Genomic DNA, 26,559 nt, shown 5'->3' on the forward strand with positions numbered 1-26,559 from the left:
CTTTCCAGCCGGGCTTTTTCTTTAAAGCAGCCGTCAGCCGATCAGGCGGCGCTGGAAATCCACGAGGACAGGGCCGTCTTCGGCGCGGCGCCGACCTTGATATCGGCCACTTCACCGCCCTTGAACATGGCGAGCGTCGGAATGGAGCGTACGCCGAACTTGGCGGCGAGTTCCGGGTTCTCGTCGATGTTCAGCTTGGCGACCTTGACCTTGCCGGCCAGTTCGGTGGCGATTTCTTCGAGTGCCGGGGCGATCATCTTGCACGGGCCGCACCATTCAGCCCAGAAATCGACAACGACCGGCTCGGCGGAATTCAGCACTTCGGCCTCGAAATTGGACTGATCGACTTTAACGGTAGCCATGAGGCTCTCCTTGAATGGTGATTGTTGCACAGGATGTGATGCTTTTGGCCTGCGGTTTCAAGCCCGGCCGATGGTGGATTGTTCTGCCCGGTATCTCACTTTGACGTGAGTTCGGCAAGGCTCGCCTCCAGAACCCCGGCCTCCAGCCAATAGGTTTTCGCCGCTTCCGTGTAGATCAGTCCGCAGCGGATTTCCCGGCCGGGATAGAGTGGTCCGAGGATCGCCCGGTAGATCGCCAGCTGCGCGCGGTGTTCGAAGGGAATCGCCTCCGCCGACGCCGGCGGCACCCGGTTCGTCTTGAAATCAACGATCTCCACCGCCGTTTCGCTGACGGCCATGCGGTCGATCCGACCCGATACCGCATAGTCGCGGCTGCCCAGCGCCAATGTGCCCATGATCGACACTTCCGCCCGCGCCGCAGGGGAAAAGATCGACACAAGGCTCTTGTCGTCGATCACCGCCAGCGCCGCTGTCACAAGCGAAGCCCGCGCTGCGGCCGGCCAGTTCGCGGCGGCCCGTTCGAGATAACGCCGCGCCGCTTCCGGCCGCTCGCCCGGGTCGAAGGACGGCAGGACCTGCAGGAACCGATGCAGGATGCGTCCGCGCTCCAGCGCTAGCCCCGTATCCGGGCCGCCGCCGCCCCGCCGCGCAAACAGCGCCGAGGGCACCAGCAGATCAGCTGCATCCGTCTCGATCACCGCTGCGGCACCGGATGGGCTCAGCGGCCGCGGCAAGGCTTTCTGCACCGGCAGGGGTTTGCCGAGCGCTTCGGGCAGGATGGTTCTGGTCTTCTCCTCGATGGAGGCTACGATGACGTCGCCGACAGCCGCCGCGCCGGCTTCACGCCAGGCCAGGCCCTGCCAGCTCTCGCCCGCCGTCGAAAAGGTCGTTTCGACGGCGCGTTCACTATCGGATAATAGCGCCGTCGCGATCATGGGATGCCAGGTATCCTTGTTCTCCTGCCGCCCGCGATAGCCGCAAACCACCAGCCGGTCCGCCGCGCGTGTCATCGCCACATAGAGCAGCCGGCGGTATTCCTCTTCGGCACCGGCCTTGATGCGCTCCGCATCGGTCGCGGTCAGAGCATTGCCGAAATCCTTCAGCGGCAGCCAGGCCGGTAGGCCGCCGGCGAGGTTTTCTGCCGAAAGGAAGCGCAGGGTCGGCATGTGGCTGTGGCTGAAAGCCTTTGCCCCGCCATCGACGAGGAACACAACCGGCGCTTCCAACCCTTTGGCCGCGTGCACGGTCATGATGCGGATTTCGCCGCGCGCCTTGTCCTGCTCGCGCTTGACCGTCGGCGCCTCCAGCTCCAGCGTGGAAACGAAGGCTTGAAGGCCGGGCAGGCCGTTTTCCTCCTGCTCCAGCGCGAAGGTGAGGAATTCGTCGATAATCTCGCCCGCCTCCGTCCCGAGCCGGGCAAGAAACGCCCGTCGCCCGCCGCCGGCACCCAGGATGCGCGCATAAAAGTCGTGCACCGACTGGCCACGCGCGTCACGGACAAGATTTTCCAGCCGCCGAACGATCGAAAAAAACGTGACATCCTCTTCCCCCGCCGCGCGCAACCGCGCCCAGAGGCCTTCCTTTTCGCCGCGCCGCGCCGCCAGTTCGAACAGCGCGTCCTCACCGACGCCGAACAGCGGGCTCTTCAACAGCGCCGCAAGGGAAAGATCGTCCTCCGGCAGCACGGCAAAGCGGCCGAGCGCCATCAGGTCCTGCACGGCAATATGTTTTGTCAGCACCAGCCGGTCGGCACCGGCGACGGGCAGGTTGTGCCGCTGCTTGAGGGTGCGGGTGAGCGCATTGACGAAGGCGTCGCGCTTGCGCACAAGCACGATGACGTCGCCGGCGGCCATCAGCCGCGCCTTGCGCTTTTCCGTCACGGTCTCGCGGCCGATCCAGCCCGCCAGCGTGTCGGCGATGCGCCGCGCCAGCACGTTGATCGGCGCTTCTTCGGCCACGGCATCGAAGGGCGCGGTCCAGTCGTCCTCGTCCAGCCCGGGTGGTGCGGCGATCACCTCCCAGATATCGACGGCCCCCGGCTCGCGCCCGCGATTGGAGGCATGCACGATCTCCCCGCCATCCGGCGACAGCCCGCGCGCATTGCCGGCCTCGAGAAACACCCGGTCGACGGCTGACAGCACATCACGTGTCGAGCGGAAGGAGAGCAGCAGGCGGATCGGGCTGAAGGCGGTGTCCGCCGCCCGCGTGCGCCGCGAAACCTCGCGGCCTTCCTCGGCAAAGCGTTCCGGCCGGGCGCCCTGGAAGGAATAGATCGACTGTTTCTCGTCGCCCACGGCGAAGATCGTGCGCCCCGTAACGCGCGCCGTTTCGCCGGCAAAGAAATCGTCGGTCAAGGCTTTTACGATCTGCCATTGCCGTGGGCTGGTGTCCTGCGCCTCGTCGACGAGGATGTGGTCGATGCCCTGGTCGAGCTTGTAGTGCACCCAGGCGCTCACCCGGTCACGGGTCAAGAGCGCCGCCGTCCGGTCGATCAGGTCGTCGAAGTCGAGCAGGCTGCGCGCCCGCTTCAAATCCTCATAGTCGCCGATCAGCCGCTCCGCGATGACAAGGGCTGCCGATGTCGCCTCATACATGCGAAAGCGCCGCAGTCGGTCTTCGCAGGCCGTGATATGCGCCTGCGCGGCCAGCAGCGCCTCTTCCAGATAGGGCGCGCTGTCGCGCACTTTCTTGGAGAAGAACGACCGGTCCAGGCTGCGCGGCGCGCCGGTGCCGGTGAAGAACAGATCGTAGAGTGCCGCCCGCCGCGCCTCGGCATCCGTCAGCTTTATCAGGCCGCGCAAACCGGCAGCGGACGCCTTCACCGTCTCGCTACCAAGATTTTCGGCGGCGACGAGGTAGGATTCAAGCGTGACACCCTGCAAGCCATCGAGCGGCCAGAAAGACGCCAGAATGTCCTCCGCCGTCTCGCTGGGATCGAGCCCGGTTTCCCGGCGCAGCACGACATCCACGCCGCCGGCTTTCGTCGCGCCTTCAAGAAACTCCCGGATGGGCCCGCGGCGCGCGACGATGTCGGAGATCAGCCGCTCGAGCCCGGTATCGTCGGCAATGTCGAGCACGGTGGCGAAGGCGTCGGTCAGCGCCGCGTCGTCCTCGCTCGTCGTTGCCGTCAGCAGCGTGCGGCGGGCATCTGCCAGAAGCACCGCTGCCGCCCGGTCATCGAGCACGGAAAAATGACCGGCCACATTGGCTTCCAGCGGAAACTGGTGCAGCAGCGCCTCGCAGAAGGCGTGGATGGTCTGGATCTTGAGGCCGCCCGGCGTTTCGAGCGCCCGGGCAAACAGGCGGCGCGCCTCGGCGAGCTTGAGGAGGTCCGGCCGCTTGCCCTCGACGGAGGCCACGCGCTCGGACAGTTCCGCGTCGGAGAGTGTCGCCCAATCGGCGAGCCGCTCGAAGACGCGGTTCGACATTTCGGAGGCTGCTGCCTTGGTATAGGTCAGGCAAAGGATGGCCGATGGCCGGCAGCCGGCGAGCAGCAGCCGGATGACACGCTGGGTCAGGACGTGCGTCTTGCCAGAGCCGGCATTGGCCGAAACCCAGGCCGAGCGATCGGGATCCGACGCCGTCGCCTGTTTCTGCGACGTCCAGCTCAGCCAGGTGGCTGGATCGGCGGAGGCGGGCCGATCGTCCTTGGGAACACCGTCCTCAAGCATCCTCGGTCTCCCCGCCATTTTCCGCCGATGACCATTCGGCGACCCGCGCCAGGTGGTCGTATTCGCCGCCATAGTCCCGTTCCTGCTCGGGAATGAGCCGGGAGGCGAAGCCGTAGCGCCCCTCGATCAGCCCGGTCAGCAGCTTTTCCAGCTCCGTCAGAGAATCCTCGCCGAGGTCGGCGGCGGATTTCGGTATCGTGCCGGCGGATTTGGCGTGTTCGTTATTGACCTGTTCGGCCTTGAACCGCTCACCCGGCTTGAGGCGCACATAAAGAAGGTTTGCCGGCTCACGGATGCCCGGCCCCCGGAAGGCACCGCGCTTGAGTGCCGCCGCTTCCAGTGCCAGCTGCGGATCGAGCAGTGCGCGTGCCACCTTGAGTGAGGGCGTGCTGCCGGTCTTGTAGTCGAGAATATCGGCGCTGCCATCCGGCAGGATGTCGATCCGGTCGGCAATGCCGGTCAGCCGGATACCGGCGACACCGAGATCGAGCGAGGCCGGAACTTCCGTCAGGCTTTCGCGAACGCCGCCGGCCCGTTCGAGATGCCATGTCACGAAGGCGCGGGCGACCGCGGCAAACCGCGGACGCCAGACGGCATCGATATGCGGCGGCAGCGCGACCGCATCGAATTCCTCGTTCAGGATGCGGGCGACGAGGGTGTGGGGCTCGCCCGTTGCCTCCTCCCGCACGAAGCGATCGACGATGCGGTGATAGAGCGAGCCGCGCTCGGCCGGCCCCGGGTCGAGGTTGAACGGTGCGATCGGATCGAGACGCAGGATATGCCGGGCATAGATCGCATAAGGATCGCGCCGAAGGCGGCCGATCTGGCTGAAGGAGTATTTTTTCGGTTGCAGCTCGGCGGGTGGCCGCGGTGCCGGGCGCGCTGCATTCGCCACATTGGGTCCCTTGTCGAGCTGGTTTGCCCAGTCGATGACGTCCTTGCCGCGCAGGCGCAGATCGGCCGCCAGAACCGGACCACCGACGGCGATGAGCCGTTGCAGCCAGCGCGAGGCGACGGTCGGTGCCGTGCCGTTGCGCAACGCCCGGGTCAGGATCAGTTTGGGGGTCGCGGCCGCCATCTGCAAATCATGGCCCAGCTGGCCGATCCGCCGTTCCGGCGGCTCCAGGCCGATTTCCACCTTCATGATGCGCGAGAGGAAGGCGTCGTTCGTCGCCTGCCCCGGCCAGGTGCCCTCGTTCAACCCGCCGATTACGACCGTATCGACGCTCTGCAGGCGCGATTCGAGTGCGCCGAAAATGAAGACGCGGGGATGGCGCATGGAGCGCGGCTTGACGCTTTCGCTCGCTGCGAGCGCCTCGATGATGTCGCACCATTGCGGCCCGTCCGCCTCGATCTGGCCGTCCGTCTCCATCACGCTCTTCAGCAGGTTGGCAAGGGCATCGCCCGCCTCACCGGACCAGAGTGCAGCAAGATCGCCGCGCTCATCCACCGCCACCGCCTCCAGCGCACGGCCGGTCCGCTCGGCCCAGTCGGAAACGGTGAGTTTCGACGAAAAGCGACGCCCGGTGCGGCTTTGCTGCACCAGCACGCCGGCCAGCGGCTCGACGGCGTCTGCAACGCGGCGTGCAAGATCACGCGCCAGCGGGATAGCCTGCTCGGGCAGGGCCGTGCGCCAGACGGGTGGATGGCGGTCGTCCGCCTGTCGCTCTAGTGCGGCATCGAGCAGGGGTTCGAGCGTGGAGATGTCGATCTCGGCCGTGCCGCCACGCAGCGCAGTCAGCTCCAGCGCGGTGACGGCGTCGCCGAGGTCGGCGGAAGGCAGGCCGAAGTGGGCGAGCGGGTGTTTTAGAAGTGCAACGAGCGGCACCGGATCGCCGGGACGCAGCGCCGCCTCGACCAGGAGCCGCAGAAGCGTGCCCTGCGGCGTGGACAGGAGCGGCGTGCCGGCCGAATCGTCCGCCTCGATGCCGAATCGCGCAAGTTCCGCCGCCACGCGTCGCCCGAGCTTGCGGTCGGGTGTGATCAGCGCGGCCTGGGCGTCTTCGCCGTCTTCCAGTGCAAGACGCAGCGTTATGGCGATCGCCAGCGCCTCCTCGCGTTCATTGGCCGCCTCGACGAGCGAGACGTCACGGAAAGCGTCCTCTAGTCGTTCGACATCGAGCGCGCCGCGAACATCGCCCCAGCTTGCCGTCGCCTGCGTCGGCAGGAAGGCGCTGGAGAGGACTTTTGCACGGTACTCCAACGCTTCGTGGGGCGTGCCGAGCGGCTCGACATCACTGCGGGTGCAGCCCATGCGGGCGAGCAGGCGGTAGAGGCCGTATTGCGGATGACTGCGGGCGGCTGCATCCGGTTTCTGTGCGCCCAATGCACTGCCCTGATGGCCGACGAGCAGCCATTCGGCGTCGGACATGAAACGGTCGAGCCCCGGCAGGATGACGACGCCGTTCGGCAGCTCCGCCACGGCGGCGATAAGGCCGGCCGTCGCCGGAATGGAGCCGGTCGAACCGGCGATGATCACCGGGCCTGCAGGCGGCGCGTGTCTGTAGCGCTCCGTTTCGGCATGCAGCGTCGCATTGCGCCGGAGCGATGGCGAGGAGCGGTTGAGCTCGGTCAGTCGCGCCGGCCAATATTCGCTGGCGATCTTCAAAAATTCGGCGGTCAGCTGCCACCAGAGCGCATGGTTCGACACGTCGAGATTGTCGAGCGCCAGCCAATCGAGCTCCTCCGTCTCCATCGCGTCGATGATGTCGGCGAGGTTGCGGGCAAGCCAGACGGCATCGGCCGGGCTCGCCGGCGCCACCAGTGGGCTTTCGGCATGCACGGCGGTGACGGCGGCCGGCAGGCGGTTGCGCCAGGCCAGCACGAGACGCGCGAGTTCGATAAGCCGCGTCGGCCCGGAAAGCGGTTCCGCCATATCGAGCAGTGCCGGCGTGACGTCATCGAAGAAGCCGCTGTCGTCGTCGGTCTCGCCCAGCGCCCGGATGACCGGCAGGATCGCCGAGCGCCCGCCGAGAAGATCGACGAATTCCGAGCGCAGCACGCGGGCCGAACGCCGGGTCGGCACATAGACCGTCACGTCGGCGAGCGCCAGCGGATCGGCCGGATCATAGGTAAAGCCGGGAACAAGTTGGCCGTCGATGAGGGTCGAGGCCACCGTCTTCAGAAAGGGCAGGCTCGCCGGAATGGAATAGATGCGGCCGCGTTCCGTCATGACAGTTCTCCGAGAGGTGCGGTCGCAGTGCGAGACGCCCCCTCATCCGCCTGCCGGCACCTTCTTCCCGCGGGGGAGAAGGAAAAAACCGTAAACGTCTCGTTTCCCCTTCTCCCCCGAGGGGAGAAGGTGGCCCGTAGGGTCGGATGAGGGGGAGACCCCTCATGCCTTTCGGTGAATGTCACGCCGCGGCCTCGCGGAAGGCGCCGATCACGGCTTCCGCCGCACCGATCGCGTCCGGCGTGCCGACAGTGATCCAGTGGCCTTCCAGCATGATGCCGTACAGCCGGCCCTTTTCGATCGCCCGGTCGAAATAGATGTTGAGGTTGAAGGCATCGTCGGGCGCATCATCCAGCAGACCAGGCATCATGGCGATGGCACCGGCATAAACGTACGGCGTACCGTCGCCGTCCTTGTAGCGCTTGAGGTGCCCCGCCGTGTCCATGGAAAAATCCTTCTTGCCATTGTGGCCGGTCGTGTCCTCCAGCTTTACACAAAGCAGCAACATGTCCATGCGGTCCGGATCGAAGGCCTCGGCCAGCCGGGCGAGATTGCTCGGCCGATCCGGCGTCTCGCCGATCCAGAACAGGTCGGCATTCATCACGAGCACAGGATCCCGGCCAAGCAGCTTCAAGCCCTTGGCGAGCCCGCCGCCCGAATTCATCAGGCCATCGGTTTCGTCGGAGAGAATGATCGCTGGTTCCGTGCGCGTTGCGAGATGGGCTTTCATCTGGTCGGCGAAGTGATGAACGTTGACGACGGCGCGCTTCACGCCCGCCTCTGCCAGCGCGTCGAGCCCATAGTCGATCATCGCCTTTCCGGCGATGGGCACCAGCGGCTTCGGCATCGTATCGGTGATGGGGCGCAGGCGCGTTCCAAGGCCGGCGGCCAGCACCATGGCGTCTTCGATTGTCATCGGATACTCGCGCTTATGATTCGGTCGCGAGGATTCCAGCCTTTTCGCACCAGTCGCGCAAGGGGGCGAGGTCGGGATGGCCGAGCACACGCGTGAGATTGCGGAAGGTGCGCGGCATGTGGCGCATATAGGCGGGCTTTCCGTCGCGCTGCATCAGCCGCACCCACAGGCCGATGAGCTTGCAGTTGCGCTGTGCCGCCATGACATGCCAGTCGCGCAGGAAGCGTTCGCGGTCGAAACCGGCCTCCTTGCCGCGCAGGGAAAGATAGTGGTCCAGCACATCGTCCGCCACACCGTCCGGCATGTCGACACGGGCATCCTGCACCAGCGAGGCGACGTCATAGGCGGACGGGCCGATCATCGCATCCTGGAAGTCGATGATGCCGACCCGGTCGGTGCCGGTCGCCTCCGGACGCCAGATGATGTTCGGTGAATGGAAATCGCGCAGCAGCAGATTGTGTTCCGCTTCCGCGAGGCTTTCGATCAGCCCATCCCAGATCGCGATATAGTCGCGCCGTTCTTCGTCGCTTGCCGGCGTTCCGCGCTTCCAGGGCAGATACCAGTCGGTGAGCAGGCTCACCTCGATCTGCATGGCGTCACGGTCGAAATCCGGCACGCGGTGGACGATACCATTGGCGACAGGCAGATCACGCGCAAAAACCTGCCCGTGCATGCGCGCAAGGCAGGCGGCACTTTCGCGGTAGCGCTCAGTGATCGGCACGCCATCGGCGTCGAGGACACCCTCGCTGCCGAGGTCTTCGATCAGCAGGATACCTTGGTCGATGTCCATGTCGTAAATGGCAGGCGCACGAAGGTCGCGGGAGACGAGGTATCTGCCAATCGCGATGAACGGCCGCACATCTTCGGCGATATGGGCGATCTGTTGGTAATATTTGCCCTTGGCAAGGATCGGTCCCGGCGTGTGCCGCGGCGAATCCATCAGGACGAGACGCTTTTCACCCGTGTAGACATGCTCGTAGGCACGAACGGACGCATCGCCCGTCAGGTGCCGCCGTGTCGCATTCTGGTAGCCGGCATTGTCGAGGAAGGCGCGGATCGCCAGCGAGCGCCGAATCCGGGTAAGTGCTGCCGCCGGCCCGTCGATCCCAACACGGCGGCCATCACCCTCGTGCACGAAGCGCAGCGTGATCCCGTCGGTCGGCAGCGCGCCAGAACCCTTTTCCGGCCATTCGACGAGGCAGATACCGTCGGAAAGCGCTTCATCGAACCCGAGTTCATCGATCTCGGCAGCGTCCGCAATGCGGTAGAGGTCGAAATGCGCGACGGGGATGCGCAGCTCATAGCTCTGCACCAGCGTGAAGGTCGGGCTCGGCACTTCCAGCAGGGCATCGTCCGCAATGGCGCGGATCACCGCGCGGGCAAAGGTCGACTTGCCTGCACCGAGATCGCCATGGAGCGCTACATAGTCGCCGCGCTTCAGGGCGAGCGCCATGTCCTCGCCGAAGCGGATGGTTGCGGCGTCGTCGGCGAGAAAGATGTCGAGCGACATGGTGGTCCTTCGGGCCTATTCCGCCGCTGCAAACGACGTCATCGTCGCGGAGGGGAGGCGGACGGCGACATCCGTGCCGCGGCCCTCGTGGCTATCGATCGTGACGGTGCCGTGATGCAGGCTGACGAAGCTTTCGACGATGGAGAGACCGAGGCCCGCGCCGCCGTGGCGGCCGTGGCTTTCGAAGCGATCGAACACCGTCTTCAGCACATCCTGCGGGATGCCCGGCCCGCGGTCCGAGACGGTGAAGACAAGGTCGCTGCCCTCGCGCCAGCATTTGAGCCCGATGGACGTGCCCTCCGGCGCAAAATTCGCGGCGTTGCTGAGCAGCTTGATGAGAATCTGCTTCAGGCGCTGCTGGTCGGCGACGATGGTGCCGAGATTGTCCGGCGCGGTGATTTCCAGCGTCACCTGCGCGTCGTGCAGGCGGTCGGAAAACTGCATCGACACGTCGTCGAGCAGGTCCGTCAGGTTGATCTCGCTATAGTCGAGTTCCATGATGCCGGCATCGACGGTGGCGAGATCGAGAATGTCGTTGACGATGGTCAGCAGCACGGCCGAGGAGGTCGCGATGTGATCGACATATTCCGATTGCCGGTCGTTGAGTTCGCCCATGGTCGGCGTCTTCAGAAGGTCCGCAAAGCCGATGATGTTGGTGAGCGGCGAGCGCAGCTCATAGGAGACGTGCTGGACAAAATCGTTCTTCAGCGCGTCCGCCTTGCGCAGCGCCTCGTTCTTTTCCGTCAGTGCACGGCTGACGCGCACGCTGTCGGTGACGTTGACGAAGGTCAGCATCGTCTGGGCGTTGGAAAGCGGAATGACGGCGAAGTCGAGGATCAGGCCGGTGCGCAGCTCCAGCACGCCCTGGCAGGACGGGCGCTCGTCATCGAAGCTGGTGATGATGTGCGCGAAGCGCTTCCAGCCGTCCGGCTTGTCGTAGGAGACCGCACAGGCCTGCTCGATAGCGCGGATATGCGTGCCGGATTTCACCTCCGCCTCGCTGATGCCCCAGAGCGCGCGGAAGGCCGGATTGGACAGCCGGATGCGCCCATCCGGGCTGAACACCGCCACACCTTCGGCGAGATGGTCGATCGTCTCGTCCTGCACCTGCACCAGCGTGTTGTAGCGCGTTTCGAGATCGACCTTTTCGGTCAGGTTCTCGAAGACCCAGGTGGCGCCGCCCTGCGGGCGCGCGGTCGCGAAAACGCGCAGCGTCTGGCCGTTCGGCAGGTGCCAGAGGTCGGTCTGGGTTTCGATGGCGCGATAGACGGAAAGGGCGGCGTCCTTCCACTGTTTCCAGTTCAGCTGCTCCGGCAGCTTGCCGCCGGCACGCAGCCTGTCGAGCAGCTCGCCATTGCCCGGCTTACTTTCGAGGAAGGCCGTTTCGATCTCCCACATGCGCTGGAAAGCCTGGTTATAGAATTGCAGGCGCTGTTCGCCGTCGAAGATTGCGACCGGTGTTGCCAGATGGTCGAGCGTCTCGGCATGGCTCTTCAGCGTGCGCACGAGTTCCTCGCGCACGGCCTCGATATCGGAAATGTTGACGGCGATGCCGGCGGAACCGGTCGCGCTTTTCGCGTCGACGACATCGAAGAAGCTGCGGTTGCCGTGCACGACGGTCGAGACCTTGTCGCGGAAGGGGGCATCATAGGTGCTGGCGGCGCGGATCTTTTCGCGCGCGATGGCCGGCAGCAGTTCGCGTCCCTCGTGGACGGCGCTGGCCGCATCCTTCGCCTCGACGGCCTCGGCATAGGCTTCGTTCACCCAGGCGAGCGATCCGTCGCCGGCACGTTGCCACACGGGAAGGTCGATCTGGTCGAGCAGGCCCTGCAGCGTGGTCAGCGCCTGCACAAGCCGGTCGCGCTCGAGCTTCAACTCGGCTGCCTCAGCACGAAGATTGTTGAGGGCGACGAAACGCACGAAGGCCTGTCCGCCGGACACGCGGCCCTGCGCCTCGATGACTTCGTCCCGCGCCGTTTCGATGATGAGGTCAAAACTCTGCGCCTGCGAGCGCAGCCGCTCCACGGCGCGTTCGATGTCCGCGGCGGAGTTGGGTTTCAGCCAGCGGCCGAAGGCCAGGAAATCACGGTCGGCCTGCGGAGCGCCGGTTTCCGCCGGCAACTGGCCTAGGAATTCCGGCTTGTCGGAAAGGCCGTCCCACACGACGATGCGCCGGTCCTTGTCGCCGATCAGCGCCTGGAGGCGCGAGACGTTGTGGCGGGCGTCGGCAAGACTTGCCTTCAGCTCGCGACTTTCCGCTTCCATGCGGCCGCGCTGGCGGATCATCCAGATGGCAGAAACCATCGCCGCGGACATCACGCCGAGCAGCATGGAAATGGTGACGATTTCGGTCGTGGCCAGATAGGGGCCAGCCGCATGCGCCGGGCCGGCAACAGACGCCAGCGCAGAGCCGGCCGCCAGTATCGATACGAGACGGCGCCTGCCGTTCGTAAACCATCCGTTAACCATAAATTTTTGGAGCGCAAACGAATGCGCTGTGTCCCGTTCCGGCATGGCGAAAGCCTGCCTGGAACGGCCTCGTTTCAATTCCGACATCATCCCCGGTATGTCTCCGTCCGTTTGCCGCCTGATCGACAAGACATCCCATCCGGCGCGTAAGGTCCGCATCTCAACGCCGAATCAACTGCTTAACGATACTTGTTTACCGAATCGTCGGGAAGGGACGAGGCCAAAAAAGAGGCGGCGCGCCTTGTCAAGCGCACCGCCTCTAGATGTTGTGGATAATCCGGGTAAGGATCAGTACCTGTAGTGCTCAGCCTTGAACGGACCGGTCGTCGTCACGCCGATATAGCCGGCCTGCTCGTCGGAAAGTTCGGTCAGCTTGGCGCCGAGCTTGGCGAGGTGAAGGCGCGCGACCTTCTCGTCGAGCTGCTTTGGCAGAACGTAGACCTCGTTCTTGTAGGCGTCGCCCTTGGTGAAGAGCTCGATCTGGGCCAGAACCTGGTTGGAGAACGAAGCGGACATCACGAAGGACGGGTGGCCTGTGGCGTTGCCGAGGTTGAGCAGGCGGCCTTCCGACAGCAGGATCATGCGGTTGCCCTTCGGGAACTCGATCATGTCGACCTGCGGCTTGATGTTCGTCCACTTGAAGTTCTTCAGCGAGGCGACCTGGATCTCGTTGTCGAAGTGGCCGATATTGCCGACGATCGCCATGTCCTTCATCTCGCGCATATGGTCGACGCGGATGACGTCCTTGTTGCCGGTCGTGGTGATGAAGATGTCGGCCGAGGAGACGACGTCCTCGAGCTGCACGACTTCAAAACCGTCCATGGCAGCCTGGAGCGCGCAGATCGGATCGATTTCCGTGACTTTTACGCGGGCGCCGGCACCTTTGAGCGATGCAGCCGAACCCTTGCCGACGTCGCCGTAACCGCAGACGACGGCGACCTTGCCGGCCATCATCACGTCGGTGCCGCGGCGGATGCCGTCGACCAGCGATTCCTTGCAGCCGTACTTGTTGTCGAACTTCGACTTGGTGACCGAATCGTTGACGTTGATTGCGGGGAAGGGCAGCAGGCCCTTCTGCTGGAGCTGGTAGAGACGGTTGACGCCGGTCGTAGTCTCTTCGGTGACGCCCTGGATGGCATCGCGCTGCTTGGTGAACCAGCCGGGCGTTGCAGCAAGGCGCTTCTTGATCTGTGCGAAGAGGATTTCCTCTTCTTCCGAACCGGGGTTCGACAGCACGTTCTCGCCGGCTTCGGCGCGGGCACCGAGCAGGATGTACATGGTGGCATCGCCGCCATCGTCGAGGATCATGTTGGAGAGGCCGCCATCGGTCCACTGGAAGATCTTGTCGGTGTATTCCCAGTATTCCGTCAGCGTCTCGCCCTTCACGGCATAGACCGGGATGCCGGCGGCGGCGATCGCGGCGGCGGCATGGTCCTGCGTGGAGAAGATGTTGCACGAGGCCCAGCGCACGTCGGCGCCGAGTGCGACCAGCGTCTCGATGAGAACGGCGGTCTGGATCGTCATGTGCAGCGAGCCGGCGATGCGCGCGCCCTTGAGCGGCTTTGCCGTGCCGAATTCTTCGCGGCAGGCCATCAGGCCCGGCATTTCGGTTTCGGCGATCTGAATTTCCTTGCGGCCGAAATCGGCAAGCGCGATATCGGCGACGTGGTAGTCCTTCGTGGTGGTCATGGAGGTCTCCAGCCTTCTGGCTTTTGGTGATGGCGCTTCCTATCAGGAAACGTCAGCTGGAGCAACCGGATATAAAGAAGTCTTTATATCCTTATATCGACACTTGGTTTACATTTCTTCGCCGAAACGGTCGGCAATCAGCGCATCCAATGCGTCCAGCACCTGCTGCGCCTGGGCGCCCGTCGCGGTGACGAACACGCTGCATCCCGGGCTGGCGGCCAGCATCATCAGCCCCATGATGGAGGTGCCGCCCACCGTCATGCCGTCCTTGGAAACCGTCACTTCCGCGTCGTAGCCGTCCACCGTCTGGACGAATTTAGCCGAAGCACGGGCATGCAGGCCGCGCTTGTTGATGATGAGAAGCTCTTTCGAGACGGTCATGGACGGCGGGAAACCTTATTTGCCGCTCAGGACGCGGCTGGCCACATTGATATATTTGCGGCCGGCCTCGGAGGCGTCGATCAGCGCCTTTTCCATGTTGTTCTCGCCGCGGATGCCGGCAAGCTTGATCAGCATGGGAAGGTTGACGCCGGCGATCACTTCGATGCCGTCGCCGGTCATGACGGAAATCGCAAGGTTCGAGGGCGTGCCGCCGAACATGTCGGTGAGGATGATGACACCGTGCCCCTGGTCGGCTTTCTGGACGGCTTCCAGGATATCCTGGCGGCGCTGGTCCATGTCGTCCTCGGGGCCGATGCAGACGGTCTCGATCGCCTTTTGCGGACCGACCACATGTTCAAGGGCGTGACGAAATTCCTCCGCCAGCTTGCCATGGGTGACAAGCACCAGTCCGATCATCAGCAGTCGCTCCAGTTTCCCAATTCAAAACGAACGGCGAATACCGCAACGCAGCAATTCCGTCCACCGTTGGGGTGGCCATCATGTCAATGAAAAGACCAAGTGCAAGCCCAAAATGGCTGATTTCGTGTTTTGCTGGCGCTTTTGGCGTCAACTTTTCAGGATTTCCGGGTGGATTATGGTCAGTGTCGAAAAGGCCGAGCAGCCCGGAAAGAGCGGCAGCCGCGTCAGGGGCAGGGAGAGCGAGGGCAGGACCTCGACGGTTTCGCCCTCCGGCGGCAGGCGTTCGGCAAAAGGCGGCTCGATCGGGCGGATCGCCCGCTCCAGCACGGCGGACTCGATTGCCTCCATTTTGACGATGCCGGCGCCCCGCACTTCGGCCAGTCCGGCGATGCTGGCGGGCGCCCGGGCGACGAGGCGCCCGGCCATTTCTGACACCAGAACCTGATCGTCGCTGACGAGCGCGGCAAACAGGCCGCGGGCGCGCGCCTCGGCAATGCAATGGAGCGCAATGGCGCTTTTGCCTGCCCCGGACGGGCCGACGAACAGATACCCCCTTGTGCCGATCACGATCGCCGTCCCGTGCACATTGGAGCCTGTGGTCATTTTTGCGTGCCTGTTGGGAGCGAAAGGGTGAAGCGGGCGCCCATCACGTTGCCGGTCGCCTTGTCGACGATGTTTTCGGCCTTCAAGGTGCCGCCGTGGGCTTCGGCGATCTGGCGCGAGATGGAGAGGCCAAGGCCGGAATTCTGCCCGAAATCCTCCGTTGACGGTCGGTCCGTGTAGAAGCGCTCGAAGATGCGATCGACGTCCTCGGCCTGAATACCCGGCCCGTTGTCCTCGATCTGGATGATGCAGCGGTCGTTGCGGCCGCGCGACAGCCGCGCGACGATGCGCCCGCCCGGATCCGGCACGAAGGAGCGCGCATTCTCGATGAGGTTGGTGACGATCTGGCCGATGCGCAGCTCGTAGCCGCTGATCTCGAACTTGGCCTTTGGATTGTCCTTGCGGTCGACCACGAAATCGAGCGTGACCGGCTTCTTGCGTGTGTTGACCTGGCGCGAAATGTCGATGAGGTCGCCGAGCAGCTTTTCGAGGTCGACGGTGCGCGCGTCGCTGCGGGCCAGTTCCGCATCGAGCCGCGAGGCATCGGAAATGTCGCTGATCAGGCGGTCGAGGCGGCGCACATCGTGCTGGATGATGTCGAGAAGCCGTTTCTTGGATTCTTCCGTACGGGCCAGCGGCAGGGTCTCGACCGCGCTGCGCAGCGATGTCAGCGGGTTCTTCAGCTCGTGGCTGACGTCGGCTGCAAAGCTCTCGATCGCGTCGATGCGGTCATAGAGCGCGTTGGTCATCTGGCGCAGCGCAATGGAAAGGTTGCCGATCTCGTCCTGGCGCACCGAAAAGTCCGGGATTTCCTCACGCTCCTTGGCGCCGCGCCGCACGCGGATCGCTGCCGCCGAAAGCCGGCGTAGCGGGTTGGCGATGGTGCTGGAGAGCAGGAGCGACAGCGCGATGTTGACGAGGCCGGCAACGCCCGCGACGCGCATGATGGCAAGCCGCTCGGCATGCACGATCTTGTCGATGTCGCCGGCCTGCGTGGAGAGCAGCAGCACGCCAAGCACGGCGCGGAAACGCTGCACCGGCACCGCGACCGAGACGATCAGCTCGCCCTTGTCGTTGACGCGCACGACGGCGCCGCGCACACCGGTCAGCGCATTCATCACTTCCGGATAGATCGAGCCGTCACCGCCGGGCGCCTCTTTATACTGCGGCAGGTTGCTCGGCTGGAGAATGCGGTTGAACCAGACATTCATCCGCTCGATGAGGCTGGTGCTTTCCGGCTCCACCGGCGGCAGGTCGAAGCGCAGCACCTGGCCCTGGGTATAGAGATGGCGCGAATCGAGCAGCAGGTTGGCGTCGGTGTCGTAGATGCGGGCGCGGGTGCGAGTGGGCGAGATCAGCCGCCGGAGAACGGGGGCAATGCGCTCCGGGTTGATCGGGAACTCTAGGTCCTCGTCATTCGGCAGCGGCGTGATGCTCTGGCCGGCCTGCAGCTCCAGCAGCTTTTCCGGATCGATGGTGATCGAGTTGGTATCGACCGAGGCGGAGGCCGAAATCGCGCCGGCGATGATCTCGCCCTGCGTCAGCAGGCTTTCGACGCGTGCGTCGATGAGGCCCTCGCGAAACTGGTTGAGATAGAGGATGCCCGCGACGAGCACGACGAGTGCCACGAGGTTGAAGAACAGGATGCGGCGCGTGAGGCTGGAAAAGACGGCATTGCCGAAGATGCGGCGGGCGAGCGTGAACGGATGGGTCCAGCGGCGTCGAAACGAGCGCGGCGCGGGCCGACCCTCGGTTTCTCCTCCATCCCTGTCGAGCACGGTCTGCGGCACGCGGTCCTATCCTTGAATGCGGGCGGCGGCGATACGCCGCCAGGACTGCGGCATGCCATCGCCGCCGCAGTCGATGCAAGCGAAATCGCTTCGGATGAGCGGCTTCAGGCGCTTTCGCGGAAGCGATAACCGACGCCATAAAGCGTTTCGATCATGTCGAAGTCGTCATCGACCATCTTGAACTTCTTGCGAAGCCGTTTGATGTGGCTGTCGATGGTGCGGTCGTCGACATAGACCTGCTCGTCATAGGCCGCATCCATCAGCGAATCGCGGCTCTTTACGACGCCCGGGCGCTGCGCCAGCGAATGCAGGATGAGGAACTCCGTGACGGTCAGCGTCACCGGTTCGCCCTTCCAGGTGCAGGTGTGGCGCTCCTGGTCCATGACGAGCTGCCCACGTTCCAGCGAGCGGGCGGCAACTTCGCCGGCCTTCGGTGCACCTGTGGCACCGGCCGTTGCGGCCGCCTCGCGGCTGGAAGCACGGCGCAGGATGGCCTTGACGCGCTCGACCAGCAGGCGCTGGGAGAACGGCTTTGTGATGAAGTCGTCGGCGCCCATCTTGAGGCCGAACAGCTCGTCGATCTCCTCGTCCTTTGAGGTGAGGAAGATGACGGGAATGTCCGACTTCTGGCGCAGCCGGCGCAGCAGCTCCATGCCGTCCATGCGCGGCATCTTGATATCGAAGATGGCAAGCTGCGGGGGGCGGGCAAGCAGACCATCGAGCGCCGAGGCGCCGTCCGTATAGGTCTCGACCTTGTAACCTTCCGCCTCCAGGGCGATCGATACGGATGTGAGGATATTCCGGTCGTCGTCTACGAGTGCGATCGTCTGCATCCTGCTAATCTCCATAGTCATCGGCGCCTTTCCCAACCTCGGATCGAGTTCCTGTCCTGGATGTGATGCGCCTCCTTGGGGATAAAGGTGGAACAAATTGTGGCAAAGATAAAGGATGACGTTTTGTGAGCCGGGGACGAGTCGCTTTTTAAATCGATTATTCAAACGATTAAAAAAGTAACACAATTCTTTAAATCGATTAAATAATTGATATTGTTGCCTAATTTCGAATTGCCTCTTGTTTTTGTGACAGTGCCAGATTAGTTTCCTCGAAAATTCACACCAGTCTTGTCGCCTACGGAGGAAAACTGGACCATGCAGGAACTTGGCGTTCGCAACCCCGCTCAGGGGCTCACCGCGATGGGTATCCACACCAACGGCACGGTCCGGTACAACTTTGCAGCAGAGGCTCTTTACGAAGAGGCGCTCGGTCGCGGCGAAGCTGTCAAGACGGCGCATGGCGCGCTGCGCGCGCTCACCGGCCAGCACACCGGCCGCTCGCCGAAGGACAAGTTCGTCGTTCGTGACGAAAACACCGTCGACGCCATCTGGTGGGACAACAATAAGGCCGTGTCGCGCGAGCATTTCGACGTGCTGCATGCCGATATGCTAGCGCATGCCGGCGACCGCGATCTCTTCGTGCAGGACCTCATCGGCGGTGCCGATGCCGAATATGCCCTGCCGACCCGCGTCGTCACGGAACTCGCCTGGCATTCGCTGTTCATCCGCAACCTGCTCATCCGCCCGGACGAGAAGGACCTTGCCGGTTTCGCGCCGAAACTCACCATCATCGACCTGCCGACCTTCAAGGCCGATCCGGCCCGCCATGGTGCCCGCACGGAAACCATGATCGCCTGCGACCTGTCGCGCGGCATCGTGCTGATCGCCGGCACCTTCTATGCCGGTGAAATGAAGAAGTCGGTGTTCACCGTGCTGAACTGGCTGCTGCCGTCGGAAAAGGTCATGCCGATGCACTGCTCGGCCAATGTCGGCCCGGATGGCGATGCCGCCGTGTTCTTCGGCCTGTCCGGCACCGGCAAGACGACGCTGTCGGCTGATCCGAACCGCACGCTGGTTGGCGACGACGAACACGGCTGGGGCGAAAACGGCATCTTCAACTTCGAAGGCGGCTGCTACGCCAAGACGATCCGTCTTTCGGCCGAAGCCGAGCCGGAAATCTATGCCACGACGCAGCGTTTCGGCACTGTGCTGGAAAACGTCGTGCTCGATGCGAACGGCGTTCCGGACTTCAACGACGGCTCGCTGACGGAAAACACCCGTTGCGCCTATCCGCTGGACTTCATCCCGAATGCCAGCGAGACCGGCCGCGCGCCGCATCCGAAGACGATCATCATGCTGACGGCCGATGCCTTCGGCGTGATGCCGCCGATCGCCAAGCTGACGCCCGACCAGGCCATGTACCACTTCCTCTCCGGTTACACCGCCAAGGTTGCCGGCACGGAGCGTGGCGTGACCGAGCCGGAAGCCACCTTCTCGACCTGCTTCGGCGCGCCCTTCATGCCGCGCCACCCGACGGTCTACGGCAACCTGCTCAAGGAACTGATCGCCGAGCAAGGCGTCGACTGCTGGCTGGTCAACACCGGCTGGACCGGTGGCGCCTATGGCGAAGGCCGTCGCATGCCGATCAAGGCGACTCGTACGCTGCTCGCCGCAGCGCTCGACGGCTCGCTGAAGGATGCGCTGTTCCGCCGTGACGACAATTTCGGCTTCCAGGTCCCGGTTTCGGTGCCGGATGTCGATACGAAGATCCTCGACCCGCGCTCGACCTGGGCCAACGGTGCTGCTTACGACAAGCAGGCCGAAAAGCTCGTCGACATGTTCATCACCAACTTCGAGAAGTTCGAGGGTCAGGTGGATGGCAGCGTGCGCGACGCGGCACCGGGCCTCAAGGCTGCCGCCGAGTAAGGTTTTGGCAATGATTCACGTGAAACCCGGCTCGAAAGGCCGGGTTTTTCGTCTCGGCACACGGCTTCCCGTTTCCCCGTCTGCCCGTTACAACGGCCTGGAAAGGAACCTCCATGGCCAGCGACCCTCTTTACATCAAGGATTCCATCACGATTGCCGGTTGGGAGCTGACCGAACAGTTCGTGCTGGCGGGCGGTCCGGGTGGCCAGAACGTCAACAAGGTGTCGACGGCGGTTCAGCTGTTCTTCGACCTGCGCAACTCGCCGTCGCTGAACGAGCGCGTCAAGGCGAATGCCGAAAAGCTTGCCGGCCGCAAGGTCTCCAAGGATGGCGTGCTGATGATCGAGGCGAACCGCTTCCGCAGCCAGGAGCGCAACCGCGAGGATGCGCGCGAGCGGCTGAAGGAGTTGATTCTCAAGGCTGCCGAACCGCCACCACCGCCACGCAGGAAGACCAAGCCGACAAAGGGGTCGGTCGAACGCCGGCTCAAGGAAAAATCGGGCCGGTCGGGCGTGAAACGTATGCGCGCGAAGCCCGACGGCGAATGATTGCCGCAACTTGGCCGTTTATACGTGAGAGTGAAACGAAACCTTCCCTTCGCAGGAAGGCTCTGCTTAAGTCAAAGAAAACAAAACACGGGAGGTAACCATGGGTCTCTTCAGCTTCATCAAGAGCGCCGGCAAGAAGCTCGGCATCGGCGACGACGAAGCGCCGGCAGCGGACGCGGTCAAGAAGGAGCTCGATTCCTTCGATCTCGGCACGCAGAAGGTCGAAGTTTCCGTCGAGGGTGACAAATGTGTGCTGAAGGGCGTCGTGGCTGACCAGACGGCCTTTGAAAAGGCGGTCATCGCCGTTGGCAACACATTGGGAATTTCGAAGGTCGAAGCGGCCGATCTTAAGGTTGCCTCCCCCGATTCCGGCCTGAAGCTCGACAAGATCGACCTGACGGAGCTGTTGAAGGTGTCGACGTCCGCCAAGGAGCCGACGCTGCACACGGTCAAGAAGGGCGACAACCTCTGGAAGATCGCCGAGACCTATTTCGGCAAGGGCAAGGGCGCCAAGCATATCCTGATCTTCGACGCCAACCGGCCGATGTTGTCCCACCCGGACAAGATCTATCCCGGGCAGGTGCTGCGCATTCCGGACCTGTCGGAAGCGTGAGTGGCCATGGCTGAGCGCGGCCTCGCCCCGGGGCTGCGCTACTTCCCCGATCATTTCGACCGTGCGGCGCAGGAGACGCTTGTCGCCGCGATACGGCACGTCGTGACCGAAGCGCCGCTTTTCGTGCCGCGCATGCCGAAGACAGGCAAGCCGATGTCGGTGCGCATGACCAATTGCGGGCCGCTTGGCTGGGTGACGGACAAGGACAACGGCTATCGCTATCAACCGGCGCATCCCGAGACCGGACGCTCTTGGCCGGCCATTCCCGATGCGCTGCTGGCTTTGTGGGAGACGGTTGCCGGCTTCGAAAAGCCGCCGGAAGCCTGCCTGGTCAATTTCTATGAGCCCGAGGCGAAGATGGGGCTGCATCAGGACCGCGACGAAACGGAGTTCGGCGCACCGGTCGTATCCGTATCGCTCGGCGATCAGTGCCTGTTTCGCGTCGGCGGAGTTTCCCGTAACGATCCGACCCGCTCCTTCCGGCTATCGAGCGGCGATGTCTTCGTGTTTGGTGGAGAAAGTCGGCTGATTTTTCATGGGGTTGACCGGATCTATCCGGGCACCTCAACGCTTTTGAAGAATCCCGGGCGCATCAATCTCACACTGCGACGGGTCAATCCATAGCCGGCTATAGTTTGCGCAAGGCCACCGTCTCGATCAGGTGGTTCTGGCCCTTTTGCAAGATCAGGTCGGCGCGCGGGCGGGTCGGCAGGATGTTCTGGTGCAGGTTTTTCAGGTTGATGTTGCTCCACAGGCCTTCGGCGATCGCCAGCGCCGCTGTCTCGCTGATCGTCGCATAGCGGTGGAAGTAGGAATCGGGGTCCTTGAAGGCGGTGTCGCGCAGCCGCATGAAGCGCTCGACATACCAGTTGTGGATCAGCGCCTCTTCCGCATCGATATAGATCGAGAAGTCGAAGAAGTCGGACACCATCGGCACGACCTTGCCGTCGGCCGGCAGGTTGCGCGACTGCAGGACATTGATGCCCTCGAAGATCAGGATGTCCGGCCGGTCGATGGTGCGGAACGCGTTCGGCAGGACGTCGTAGGTCAGGTGCGAATACATCGGCGCCTTGACGTCGGCCTTGCCGGCCTTGATCGCCGAGAGGAAGCGTAAGAGCGCGCCGATGTCGTAGCTCTCCGGAAAACCCTTGCGGTCCATCATGTTTTCACGTTGGAGCACGGCGTTCGGATAGAGGAAGCCGTCGGTCGTCACGAGATCGACCTTGGGGCTCGATGGCCAGCGGGCCAGCAACTCGGCGAGGATACGCGCCGTGGTCGACTTGCCGACGGCGACCGAGCCGGCGATGCCGATCACATAGGGCGTCTTCGCCTCGTCGGAGAGGCTGAGGAACTGCTTGCGTTGGCGGAACAGCATCTGCGAGGATTCGACATGGGCCGACAGCAGGCGCGACAGCGACAGGTAGATGCGGCGCACCTCGTCGAGGTCGATCGGGTCGTTCAGCGAGCGCAGCCGCTGCACCTCGTCAGCCTTGAGCGTCAGCGGGGTATCGGCTCGGAAATGCGCCCATTCCTCTGCCGAGAAGAAGCGGTAGGGAGAATAGTCGCGGTTGCCGAAATCGTCCGGAATATCCGCCTGGTCCTTGTCGAGCGCTGCCTGGATCATCAACTCTGCCGGCTGGCCTTCTCTGCTAGGCCGGATTGGCCCGTACGCCGGGCCAATTCCGCCATGACATCTTGTAACGGTACGCCACCGATTTTCAATACGACCATCAGATGATAGAGCAAATCGGCTGATTCACTCGTCAGAGCGGCCTTTTCGCCTTCGATCGCCGCAATAACGGTCTCGACGGCCTCTTCGCCAAGCTTTTTTGCCGCTTTCTGCTGTCCGGCGGCAACGAGCTTGGCCGTCCAGCTTTCCGCCGGATCGGCCTTGGCGCGGGCATCGACGATCTGTTCCAGATCGGCAAGGGTGAAGGTGCTCATTCGTCCCTCCTCAGTCGAGCCGCATGGCAATGCCATGCTCGGCCATATAGCGCTTGGCCTCTCCAACGGTATAGGTGCCGAAGTGGAAGATCGAGGCGGCCAGCACCGCAGTGGCATGCCCGTCACGCACGCCTTCCACGAGGTGGTCGAGATTGCCGACGCCGCCGGAGGCGATGACCGGTACCGAAACGCGGTCGGCGATGGTGCGAGTCAGCGCGATATCATAACCGCCCTTCTGGCCGTCGCGGTCCATGGAGGTGAGCAGCAGTTCACCGGCGCCACGCTCCACCATTTTTTCGGCGAAGGCGACGGCGTCGATGCCGGTCGCCTTGCGGCCGCCATGGGTAAAGATCTCCCAACGGTCCTCTTCGCCTTCGGCGGAGACTTTTTTCGAATCGATCGACACGACGATGCACTGGTTACCGAACTTGTCGGCGGCCTCAGCCACGAAATCCGGATTGGCGACGGCAGCGGAGTTGATCGAGACTTTGTCGGCACCGGCAAGCAGGAGCTTGCGGATATCCGCCACCGCCCGCACGCCACCGCCAACGGTGAGCGGCATGAAGCAGTGCTCGGCCGTGCGCGCCACGACGTCGAAGATCGTGTCGCGGTTGTCGGAGGACGCGGTGATGTCGAGGAAGCAGAGCTCGTCGGCACCGGCGGCGTCATAGGCGCGCGCCGATTCCACCGGATCGCCGGCATCGACCAGATTGACGAAGCTGACGCCCTTCACGACGCGGCCGTCCTTGACATCAAGACAGGGTATGACGCGGGCTTTGAGGGTCATGCGGCACGTCCTTTCGCATCGCGGATCACGGCCAGCGCTTCAGCGGGATCGATGCGGCCGTCATAGAGCGCCCGGCCGGAAATCGCGCCTTCCAGCTTGTGGGCTTCCGGGGCGATGAGGTGGTGGATGTCGTCCATCGAAGCGAGGCCGCCGGAGGCAATGACGGGAATGGAGACCGCCTCGGCGAGGTCCAGCGTGGCCTCCCAATTGATGCCAGTCAGGATGCCGTCGCGATCGATATCGGTATAGATAATCGCGGCAACGCCGGCGCCTTCGAATTTCTTGGCAAGCTCGATCACGCCGAGTTCGGAGGCTTCCGCCCAGCCTTCGACGGCAACCTTCCCGCCCTTGGCGTCGATGCCGACGGCGACCTTGCCGGGGAACTTCTTGCAGGCTTCGATGACGAGCGCCGGGTCACGCACGGCGATCGTGCCGAGAATGACGCGCGAGAGGCCACGTGACAGCCAGTTTTCGATATGGTCCAGCGTGCGAATACCGCCGCCGAGCTGCACGGGGTTCTTCGTCGCCTTCAGGATGGCATCGACGGCAGCGCCGTTGACGCTTTCCCCAGCGAAGGCGCCGTTGAGATCGACGACGTGCAGCCATTCAAAGCCCTGGTCCTCGAAGGCTTTCGCCTGCGCGGCCGGGTCGGGATTGTAGACGGTGGCCTGGTCCATGTCGCCGAGCTTGAGGCGAACGCACTGGCCGTCTTTCAGGTCGATGGCGGGAAAGAGGATCATGGCGTTTTCCAGTTCAGGGCTTCCAGCGGAGGAAATTGGTGATGAGGGCGAGGCCGAGCGTCTGGCTCTTTTCCGGATGGAATTGTGCGCCGGCCTTGTTGCCGCTGGCGACGAAGGCGGTCATCGCGCCGCCGTAATCGACCGTCGCGACCACATCGTCCGGGTTTTCCGCGGCGAGATGGTAGGAGTGCACGAAATAGGCGTGCAGGCCGGCCTCCCCGGTGGCAATGCCCTCGAAAAGCGGATGCCGGCGCTGGAGGTCCAGCGTGTTCCAGCCGATCTGCGGGATCTTCAGCTCCGGATCGCTGGGCGTCATCAAAACGACGTCGCCCTTGATCCAGCCGAGGCCCTCGGTCGTGGTCTTTTCGAGCCCGCGTGAGGACATCAGCTGCATGCCGACGCAGACGCCGAGGAAAGGACGGGCCTTCGCCTCGACGACATCGCGCAGCGCTTCCACCATGCCGGGCACGGCATCGAGGCCGCGGCGACAATCGGCATAGGCGCCCACACCGGGCAGCACGATGCGATCGGCGGTGGCGACGCGGTCGGCCTTGTCCGTCAGGTCGATCTCGGCGTCGATGCCGGCCTCACGGGCGGCGCGTTCGAACGCCTTGGTGGCCGAGCGCAGGTTGCCCGAGCCGTAGTCGATGATGGCTACACGCATGTCAGCGTCCTTCCTGGAAACCCACGAGGCCAAGCATGGGAGCGTGCCGGCGCGCGGAGGTTTCGGATGCCGGCAGGACGGGGCGGGCGCTTTCCGGCGCCGGCGCGTCGCCGGTCTGGTTTTCCATGTAGTAAATCTCTTCCGCCGTTGCACGGTCGTCGGCCGATATCACCGCATCGACCGTCCAGCCCTTGCCCTCCAGCGAGGCGACGACCATCGACGGGCCTTCAAGCGCGACGAGGAGGCCGGTGGCAAGCGAGACGCCGAGGCCGGCAAGGCCGAAGACCGGATGGTCGCCGATCATCGAACCGAGCGACTGCACGGCGAAGGCGAGGGCTGCGGCAAGCCAGGCGCGATGCCAGAGCAGCCAGACGACCGGGACGATGAAGGCGAGCCACGAAAAACGGTCGCGGATGATCCGGGCCTTTTCGTCCTGGGATTTTGCGCCCGGCGGTATCAGAACAAGGAATGTGGCCATCGACAGGCCTCCAGATGGGCCAATCAGGCCAGCGAACCCTTCGTCGAGGGAACGCGGCCCGCCTGGCGGGGGTCAATCTCGGTCGCGGTGCGCAGCACGCGCGCGACAGCCTTGAAGCATGTCTCCGAGATATGATGGTTGTTGGCGCCGTAGATGTTCTGGATATGCAGCGTGATGCCGGCGTGCTGGGCGAGCGCGTTGAAGAATTCGCGCACCAGCTCGGTGTCGAAGGTGCCGATCTTCGGGGCCGAGAAATTGACGTTCCAGACGAGGAAGGGGCGGCCGGACACATCGACCGCGGCGCGCGTCATCGTCTCGTCCATGGCAAGGTCGAGCGAGGCATACCGCGTGATGCCGCGACGATCGCCGAGCGCCTTGGCAATGGCCTGGCCGATGGCGATGCCGGTGTCTTCCACCGTGTGGTGGTCGTCGACATGCAGGTCGCCATCGGTCTTGATCTGCATGTCGATCAGCGAATGGCGCGACAGCTGGTCGAGCATATGATCGAAGAAGCCCACGCCCGTCGAAATGGTCGACGCGCCGGTGCCGTCGATGTCGACGGTGACCGAAACGGAGGTCTCGTTCGTCTTGCGCGAAACGCTGGCTGTGCGGCTCATTGCAGTCTCCGGTAATTTTATCGCCGCTCCTTAACAGGGCTCCATGGAAAACGCCAGTCTGTCGAGGTTTCTCGCCGCAGGCCGAAACGGCCCGCCGGTTGCCCGCGGGTTGTTGAAGAGCTTTGTTTCCGCAATGCCCGCAAAACCGCGTTCCGCACTTTTGCCGACATTGTCCTGGTCCGGAGAACCGCGCGAAAGCGTTGCCTCTGGAAGGGGTAAGTGGGTGGCTTCGCTTTCGCGCGGCCCAGGCGTTCTTCGGAGGCGGCCTAGTCCTCCTTCAGGCATGGCAAGGCTTCGCTGCGCATCGTCCTCGCATCGCCTTGTCCGAAAACCGCTTGGCACGGGTTTCGGGGGCATGCGCGTCCATGCTTGCATGGCGGACCCAAGCCGACCCCGCGACCCGGGGAAGGGGGAAGCCTCGCCCGC

General features: G+C 63.9%; 23 protein-coding genes and 1 pseudogene. 4 read left to right on the top strand and 20 right to left on the bottom strand.

All coding sequences use genetic code 11. The annotated features are described in order from the left end of the window. Positions 1 to 41: 41 nt before the first annotated feature. The 13 genes and pseudogenes from trxA to AC1RT2_RS12800 all read right to left on the bottom strand — a co-directional run bounded on the left by trxA (position 42) and on the right by AC1RT2_RS12800 (position 17,816). Positions 42 to 362 carry a thioredoxin gene (gene trxA, locus AC1RT2_RS12740; protein ID WP_069060512.1) on the bottom strand — a complete coding sequence of 107 codons (321 nt, stop codon included), beginning with the start codon at positions 360 to 362 and terminating at the stop codon, positions 42 to 44. Positions 363 to 457: 95 nt separating this feature from the next. Then, positions 458 to 4,033, bottom strand: a complete 3,576-nt coding sequence (gene addA / locus AC1RT2_RS12745) for a double-strand break repair helicase AddA (protein ID WP_493102305.1) — start codon at positions 4,031 to 4,033, stop codon at positions 458 to 460. Next, complete coding sequence (gene addB, locus AC1RT2_RS12750) at positions 4,026 to 7,205, bottom strand: double-strand break repair protein AddB (protein WP_493102307.1); 3,180 nt, start codon at positions 7,203 to 7,205, stop codon at positions 4,026 to 4,028. The genes addA and addB overlap by 8 nt, the downstream gene beginning before the upstream one ends. A gap of 35 nt (positions 7,206 to 7,240) precedes the next feature. Continuing rightward, a pseudogene (locus AC1RT2_RS12755) lies at positions 7,241 to 7,361 on the bottom strand (endonuclease domain-containing protein); the annotation flags it as partial. Between the two features lie 25 nt (positions 7,362 to 7,386). Then, complete coding sequence (locus AC1RT2_RS12760; protein WP_493102309.1) at positions 7,387 to 8,121, bottom strand: nucleotidyltransferase family protein; 735 nt, start codon at positions 8,119 to 8,121, stop codon at positions 7,387 to 7,389. Between the two features lie 13 nt (positions 8,122 to 8,134). Next, on the bottom strand, positions 8,135 to 9,631 hold the full coding sequence (tsaE, locus tag AC1RT2_RS12765) for a tRNA (adenosine(37)-N6)-threonylcarbamoyltransferase complex ATPase subunit type 1 TsaE (protein WP_493102311.1): 1,497 nt from the start codon (positions 9,629 to 9,631) through the stop codon (positions 8,135 to 8,137). Between the two features lie 15 nt (positions 9,632 to 9,646). Further along, positions 9,647 to 12,100 (bottom strand): sensor histidine kinase, encoded by a 2,454-nt coding sequence (locus AC1RT2_RS12770; RefSeq protein WP_493102313.1) that lies wholly within the window; start codon positions 12,098 to 12,100, stop codon positions 9,647 to 9,649. A 288-nt stretch (positions 12,101 to 12,388) separates the two neighbouring features. After that, on the bottom strand, positions 12,389 to 13,789 hold the full coding sequence (ahcY, locus tag AC1RT2_RS12775) for an adenosylhomocysteinase (protein ID WP_493102315.1): 1,401 nt from the start codon (positions 13,787 to 13,789) through the stop codon (positions 12,389 to 12,391). A 108-nt stretch (positions 13,790 to 13,897) separates the two neighbouring features. Then, positions 13,898 to 14,170 carry an HPr family phosphocarrier protein gene (locus tag AC1RT2_RS12780; protein WP_069060506.1) on the bottom strand — a complete coding sequence of 91 codons (273 nt, stop codon included), beginning with the start codon at positions 14,168 to 14,170 and terminating at the stop codon, positions 13,898 to 13,900. 15 nt (positions 14,171 to 14,185) lie between these two features. Further along, positions 14,186 to 14,587, bottom strand: coding sequence for a PTS sugar transporter subunit IIA (locus tag AC1RT2_RS12785; protein ID WP_069060505.1), 402 nt, complete (start codon positions 14,585 to 14,587; stop codon positions 14,186 to 14,188). A 150-nt stretch (positions 14,588 to 14,737) separates the two neighbouring features. After that, positions 14,738 to 15,193, bottom strand: a complete 456-nt coding sequence (locus AC1RT2_RS12790; protein ID WP_493102318.1) for an HPr kinase/phosphorylase — start codon at positions 15,191 to 15,193, stop codon at positions 14,738 to 14,740. Further along, complete coding sequence (locus AC1RT2_RS12795) at positions 15,190 to 16,971, bottom strand: sensor histidine kinase (protein ID WP_069061569.1); 1,782 nt, start codon at positions 16,969 to 16,971, stop codon at positions 15,190 to 15,192. The genes AC1RT2_RS12790 and AC1RT2_RS12795 overlap by 4 nt, the downstream gene beginning before the upstream one ends. A 116-nt stretch (positions 16,972 to 17,087) precedes the next feature. Beyond that, a complete protein-coding gene (locus AC1RT2_RS12800) occupies positions 17,088 to 17,816 on the bottom strand; it encodes a response regulator transcription factor (RefSeq protein ID WP_210187395.1) in 729 nt (242 codons plus the stop codon). Between the two features lie 315 nt (positions 17,817 to 18,131). On the opposite strand from AC1RT2_RS12800, the gene AC1RT2_RS12805 reads away from it, so the two are divergent. From AC1RT2_RS12805 to AC1RT2_RS12820, 4 genes are all read left to right on the top strand, one after another. Continuing rightward, positions 18,132 to 19,742 carry a phosphoenolpyruvate carboxykinase gene (locus AC1RT2_RS12805; RefSeq protein ID WP_493102320.1) on the top strand — a complete coding sequence of 537 codons (1,611 nt, stop codon included), beginning with the start codon at positions 18,132 to 18,134 and terminating at the stop codon, positions 19,740 to 19,742. A 113-nt stretch (positions 19,743 to 19,855) separates the two neighbouring features. Next, the gene (gene arfB / locus AC1RT2_RS12810) at positions 19,856 to 20,290 is read left to right on the top strand and encodes an alternative ribosome rescue aminoacyl-tRNA hydrolase ArfB (protein WP_069060501.1); all 435 of its coding nucleotides are present in this window, start codon (positions 19,856 to 19,858) and stop codon (positions 20,288 to 20,290) included. 100 nt (positions 20,291 to 20,390) lie between these two features. Further along, positions 20,391 to 20,903, top strand: coding sequence for a peptidoglycan-binding protein LysM (gene lysM, locus AC1RT2_RS12815; protein ID WP_069060500.1), 513 nt, complete (start codon positions 20,391 to 20,393; stop codon positions 20,901 to 20,903). 6 nt (positions 20,904 to 20,909) lie between these two features. Beyond that, a complete protein-coding gene (locus AC1RT2_RS12820) occupies positions 20,910 to 21,527 on the top strand; it encodes an alpha-ketoglutarate-dependent dioxygenase AlkB family protein (RefSeq protein WP_493102323.1) in 618 nt (205 codons plus the stop codon). A gap of 4 nt (positions 21,528 to 21,531) precedes the next feature. Here the strand turns inward: AC1RT2_RS12820 and coaA are convergent, their stop codons facing one another. From coaA to hisB, 7 genes are read right to left on the bottom strand one after another with little or no spacing between them, the layout of a single operon-like run. Next, complete coding sequence (gene coaA / locus AC1RT2_RS12825) at positions 21,532 to 22,527, bottom strand: type I pantothenate kinase (protein ID WP_069060498.1); 996 nt, start codon at positions 22,525 to 22,527, stop codon at positions 21,532 to 21,534. After that, a complete protein-coding gene (locus tag AC1RT2_RS12830) occupies positions 22,527 to 22,847 on the bottom strand; it encodes a phosphoribosyl-ATP diphosphatase (protein ID WP_069060497.1) in 321 nt (106 codons plus the stop codon). The genes coaA and AC1RT2_RS12830 overlap by 1 nt, the downstream gene beginning before the upstream one ends. Positions 22,848 to 22,857: 10 nt before the next feature. Further along, a complete protein-coding gene (hisF, locus tag AC1RT2_RS12835; protein ID WP_069060496.1) occupies positions 22,858 to 23,634 on the bottom strand; it encodes an imidazole glycerol phosphate synthase subunit HisF in 777 nt (258 codons plus the stop codon). Continuing rightward, on the bottom strand, positions 23,631 to 24,374 hold the full coding sequence (hisA, locus tag AC1RT2_RS12840) for a 1-(5-phosphoribosyl)-5-[(5-phosphoribosylamino)methylideneamino]imidazole-4-carboxamide isomerase (RefSeq protein WP_493102326.1): 744 nt from the start codon (positions 24,372 to 24,374) through the stop codon (positions 23,631 to 23,633). The genes hisF and hisA overlap by 4 nt, the downstream gene beginning before the upstream one ends. A 13-nt stretch (positions 24,375 to 24,387) precedes the next feature. Beyond that, a complete protein-coding gene (gene hisH / locus AC1RT2_RS12845) occupies positions 24,388 to 25,038 on the bottom strand; it encodes an imidazole glycerol phosphate synthase subunit HisH (protein ID WP_069060494.1) in 651 nt (216 codons plus the stop codon). 1 nt (position 25,039) lies between these two features. Continuing rightward, complete coding sequence (locus AC1RT2_RS12850) at positions 25,040 to 25,516, bottom strand: DUF2628 domain-containing protein (RefSeq protein ID WP_493102328.1); 477 nt, start codon at positions 25,514 to 25,516, stop codon at positions 25,040 to 25,042. A 23-nt stretch (positions 25,517 to 25,539) separates the two neighbouring features. Beyond that, positions 25,540 to 26,133, bottom strand: coding sequence for an imidazoleglycerol-phosphate dehydratase HisB (gene hisB, locus AC1RT2_RS12855; RefSeq protein WP_493102330.1), 594 nt, complete (start codon positions 26,131 to 26,133; stop codon positions 25,540 to 25,542). Between the last annotated feature and the right edge of the window lie 426 nt (positions 26,134 to 26,559).

This window comes from Shinella sp. GW821-FHT11G07 (assembly GCF_058808115.1).

Bases quoted from the DNA above. Each gene is read 5' to 3' on its own strand.
- AC1RT2_RS12820 (WP_493102323.1), top strand. From the start codon at position 20,910: ATGGCTGAGCGCGGCCTCGCCCCGGGGCTGCGCTACTTCCCCGATCAT.
- AC1RT2_RS12830 (WP_069060497.1), bottom strand. From the start codon at position 22,847: ATGAGCACCTTCACCCTTGCCGATCTGGAACAGATCGTCGATGCCCGC.
- lysM (WP_069060500.1), top strand. From the start codon at position 20,391: ATGGGTCTCTTCAGCTTCATCAAGAGCGCCGGCAAGAAGCTCGGCATC.
- hisH (WP_069060494.1), bottom strand. From the start codon at position 25,038: ATGCGTGTAGCCATCATCGACTACGGCTCGGGCAACCTGCGCTCGGCC.
- tsaE (WP_493102311.1), bottom strand. From the start codon at position 9,631: ATGTCGCTCGACATCTTTCTCGCCGACGACGCCGCAACCATCCGCTTC.
- ahcY (WP_493102315.1), bottom strand. From the start codon at position 13,789: ATGACCACCACGAAGGACTACCACGTCGCCGATATCGCGCTTGCCGAT.
- addA (WP_493102305.1), bottom strand. From the start codon at position 4,033: ATGCTTGAGGACGGTGTTCCCAAGGACGATCGGCCCGCCTCCGCCGAT.
- hisB (WP_493102330.1), bottom strand. From the start codon at position 26,133: ATGAGCCGCACAGCCAGCGTTTCGCGCAAGACGAACGAGACCTCCGTT.
- AC1RT2_RS12805 (WP_493102320.1), top strand. From the start codon at position 18,132: ATGCAGGAACTTGGCGTTCGCAACCCCGCTCAGGGGCTCACCGCGATG.
- coaA (WP_069060498.1), bottom strand. From the start codon at position 22,527: ATGATCCAGGCAGCGCTCGACAAGGACCAGGCGGATATTCCGGACGAT.
- hisA (WP_493102326.1), bottom strand. From the start codon at position 24,374: ATGATCCTCTTTCCCGCCATCGACCTGAAAGACGGCCAGTGCGTTCGC.
- AC1RT2_RS12800 (WP_210187395.1), bottom strand. From the start codon at position 17,816: ATGCAGACGATCGCACTCGTAGACGACGACCGGAATATCCTCACATCC.
- addB (WP_493102307.1), bottom strand. From the start codon at position 7,205: ATGACGGAACGCGGCCGCATCTATTCCATTCCGGCGAGCCTGCCCTTT.
- AC1RT2_RS12760 (WP_493102309.1), bottom strand. From the start codon at position 8,121: ATGACAATCGAAGACGCCATGGTGCTGGCCGCCGGCCTTGGAACGCGC.
- AC1RT2_RS12785 (WP_069060505.1), bottom strand. From the start codon at position 14,587: ATGATCGGACTGGTGCTTGTCACCCATGGCAAGCTGGCGGAGGAATTT.
- AC1RT2_RS12770 (WP_493102313.1), bottom strand. From the start codon at position 12,100: ATGGTTAACGGATGGTTTACGAACGGCAGGCGCCGTCTCGTATCGATA.
- trxA (WP_069060512.1), bottom strand. From the start codon at position 362: ATGGCTACCGTTAAAGTCGATCAGTCCAATTTCGAGGCCGAAGTGCTG.
- AC1RT2_RS12850 (WP_493102328.1), bottom strand. From the start codon at position 25,516: ATGGCCACATTCCTTGTTCTGATACCGCCGGGCGCAAAATCCCAGGAC.
- arfB (WP_069060501.1), top strand. From the start codon at position 19,856: ATGGCCAGCGACCCTCTTTACATCAAGGATTCCATCACGATTGCCGGT.
- AC1RT2_RS12780 (WP_069060506.1), bottom strand. From the start codon at position 14,170: ATGACCGTCTCGAAAGAGCTTCTCATCATCAACAAGCGCGGCCTGCAT.
- hisF (WP_069060496.1), bottom strand. From the start codon at position 23,634: ATGACCCTCAAAGCCCGCGTCATACCCTGTCTTGATGTCAAGGACGGC.
- AC1RT2_RS12790 (WP_493102318.1), bottom strand. From the start codon at position 15,193: ATGACCACAGGCTCCAATGTGCACGGGACGGCGATCGTGATCGGCACA.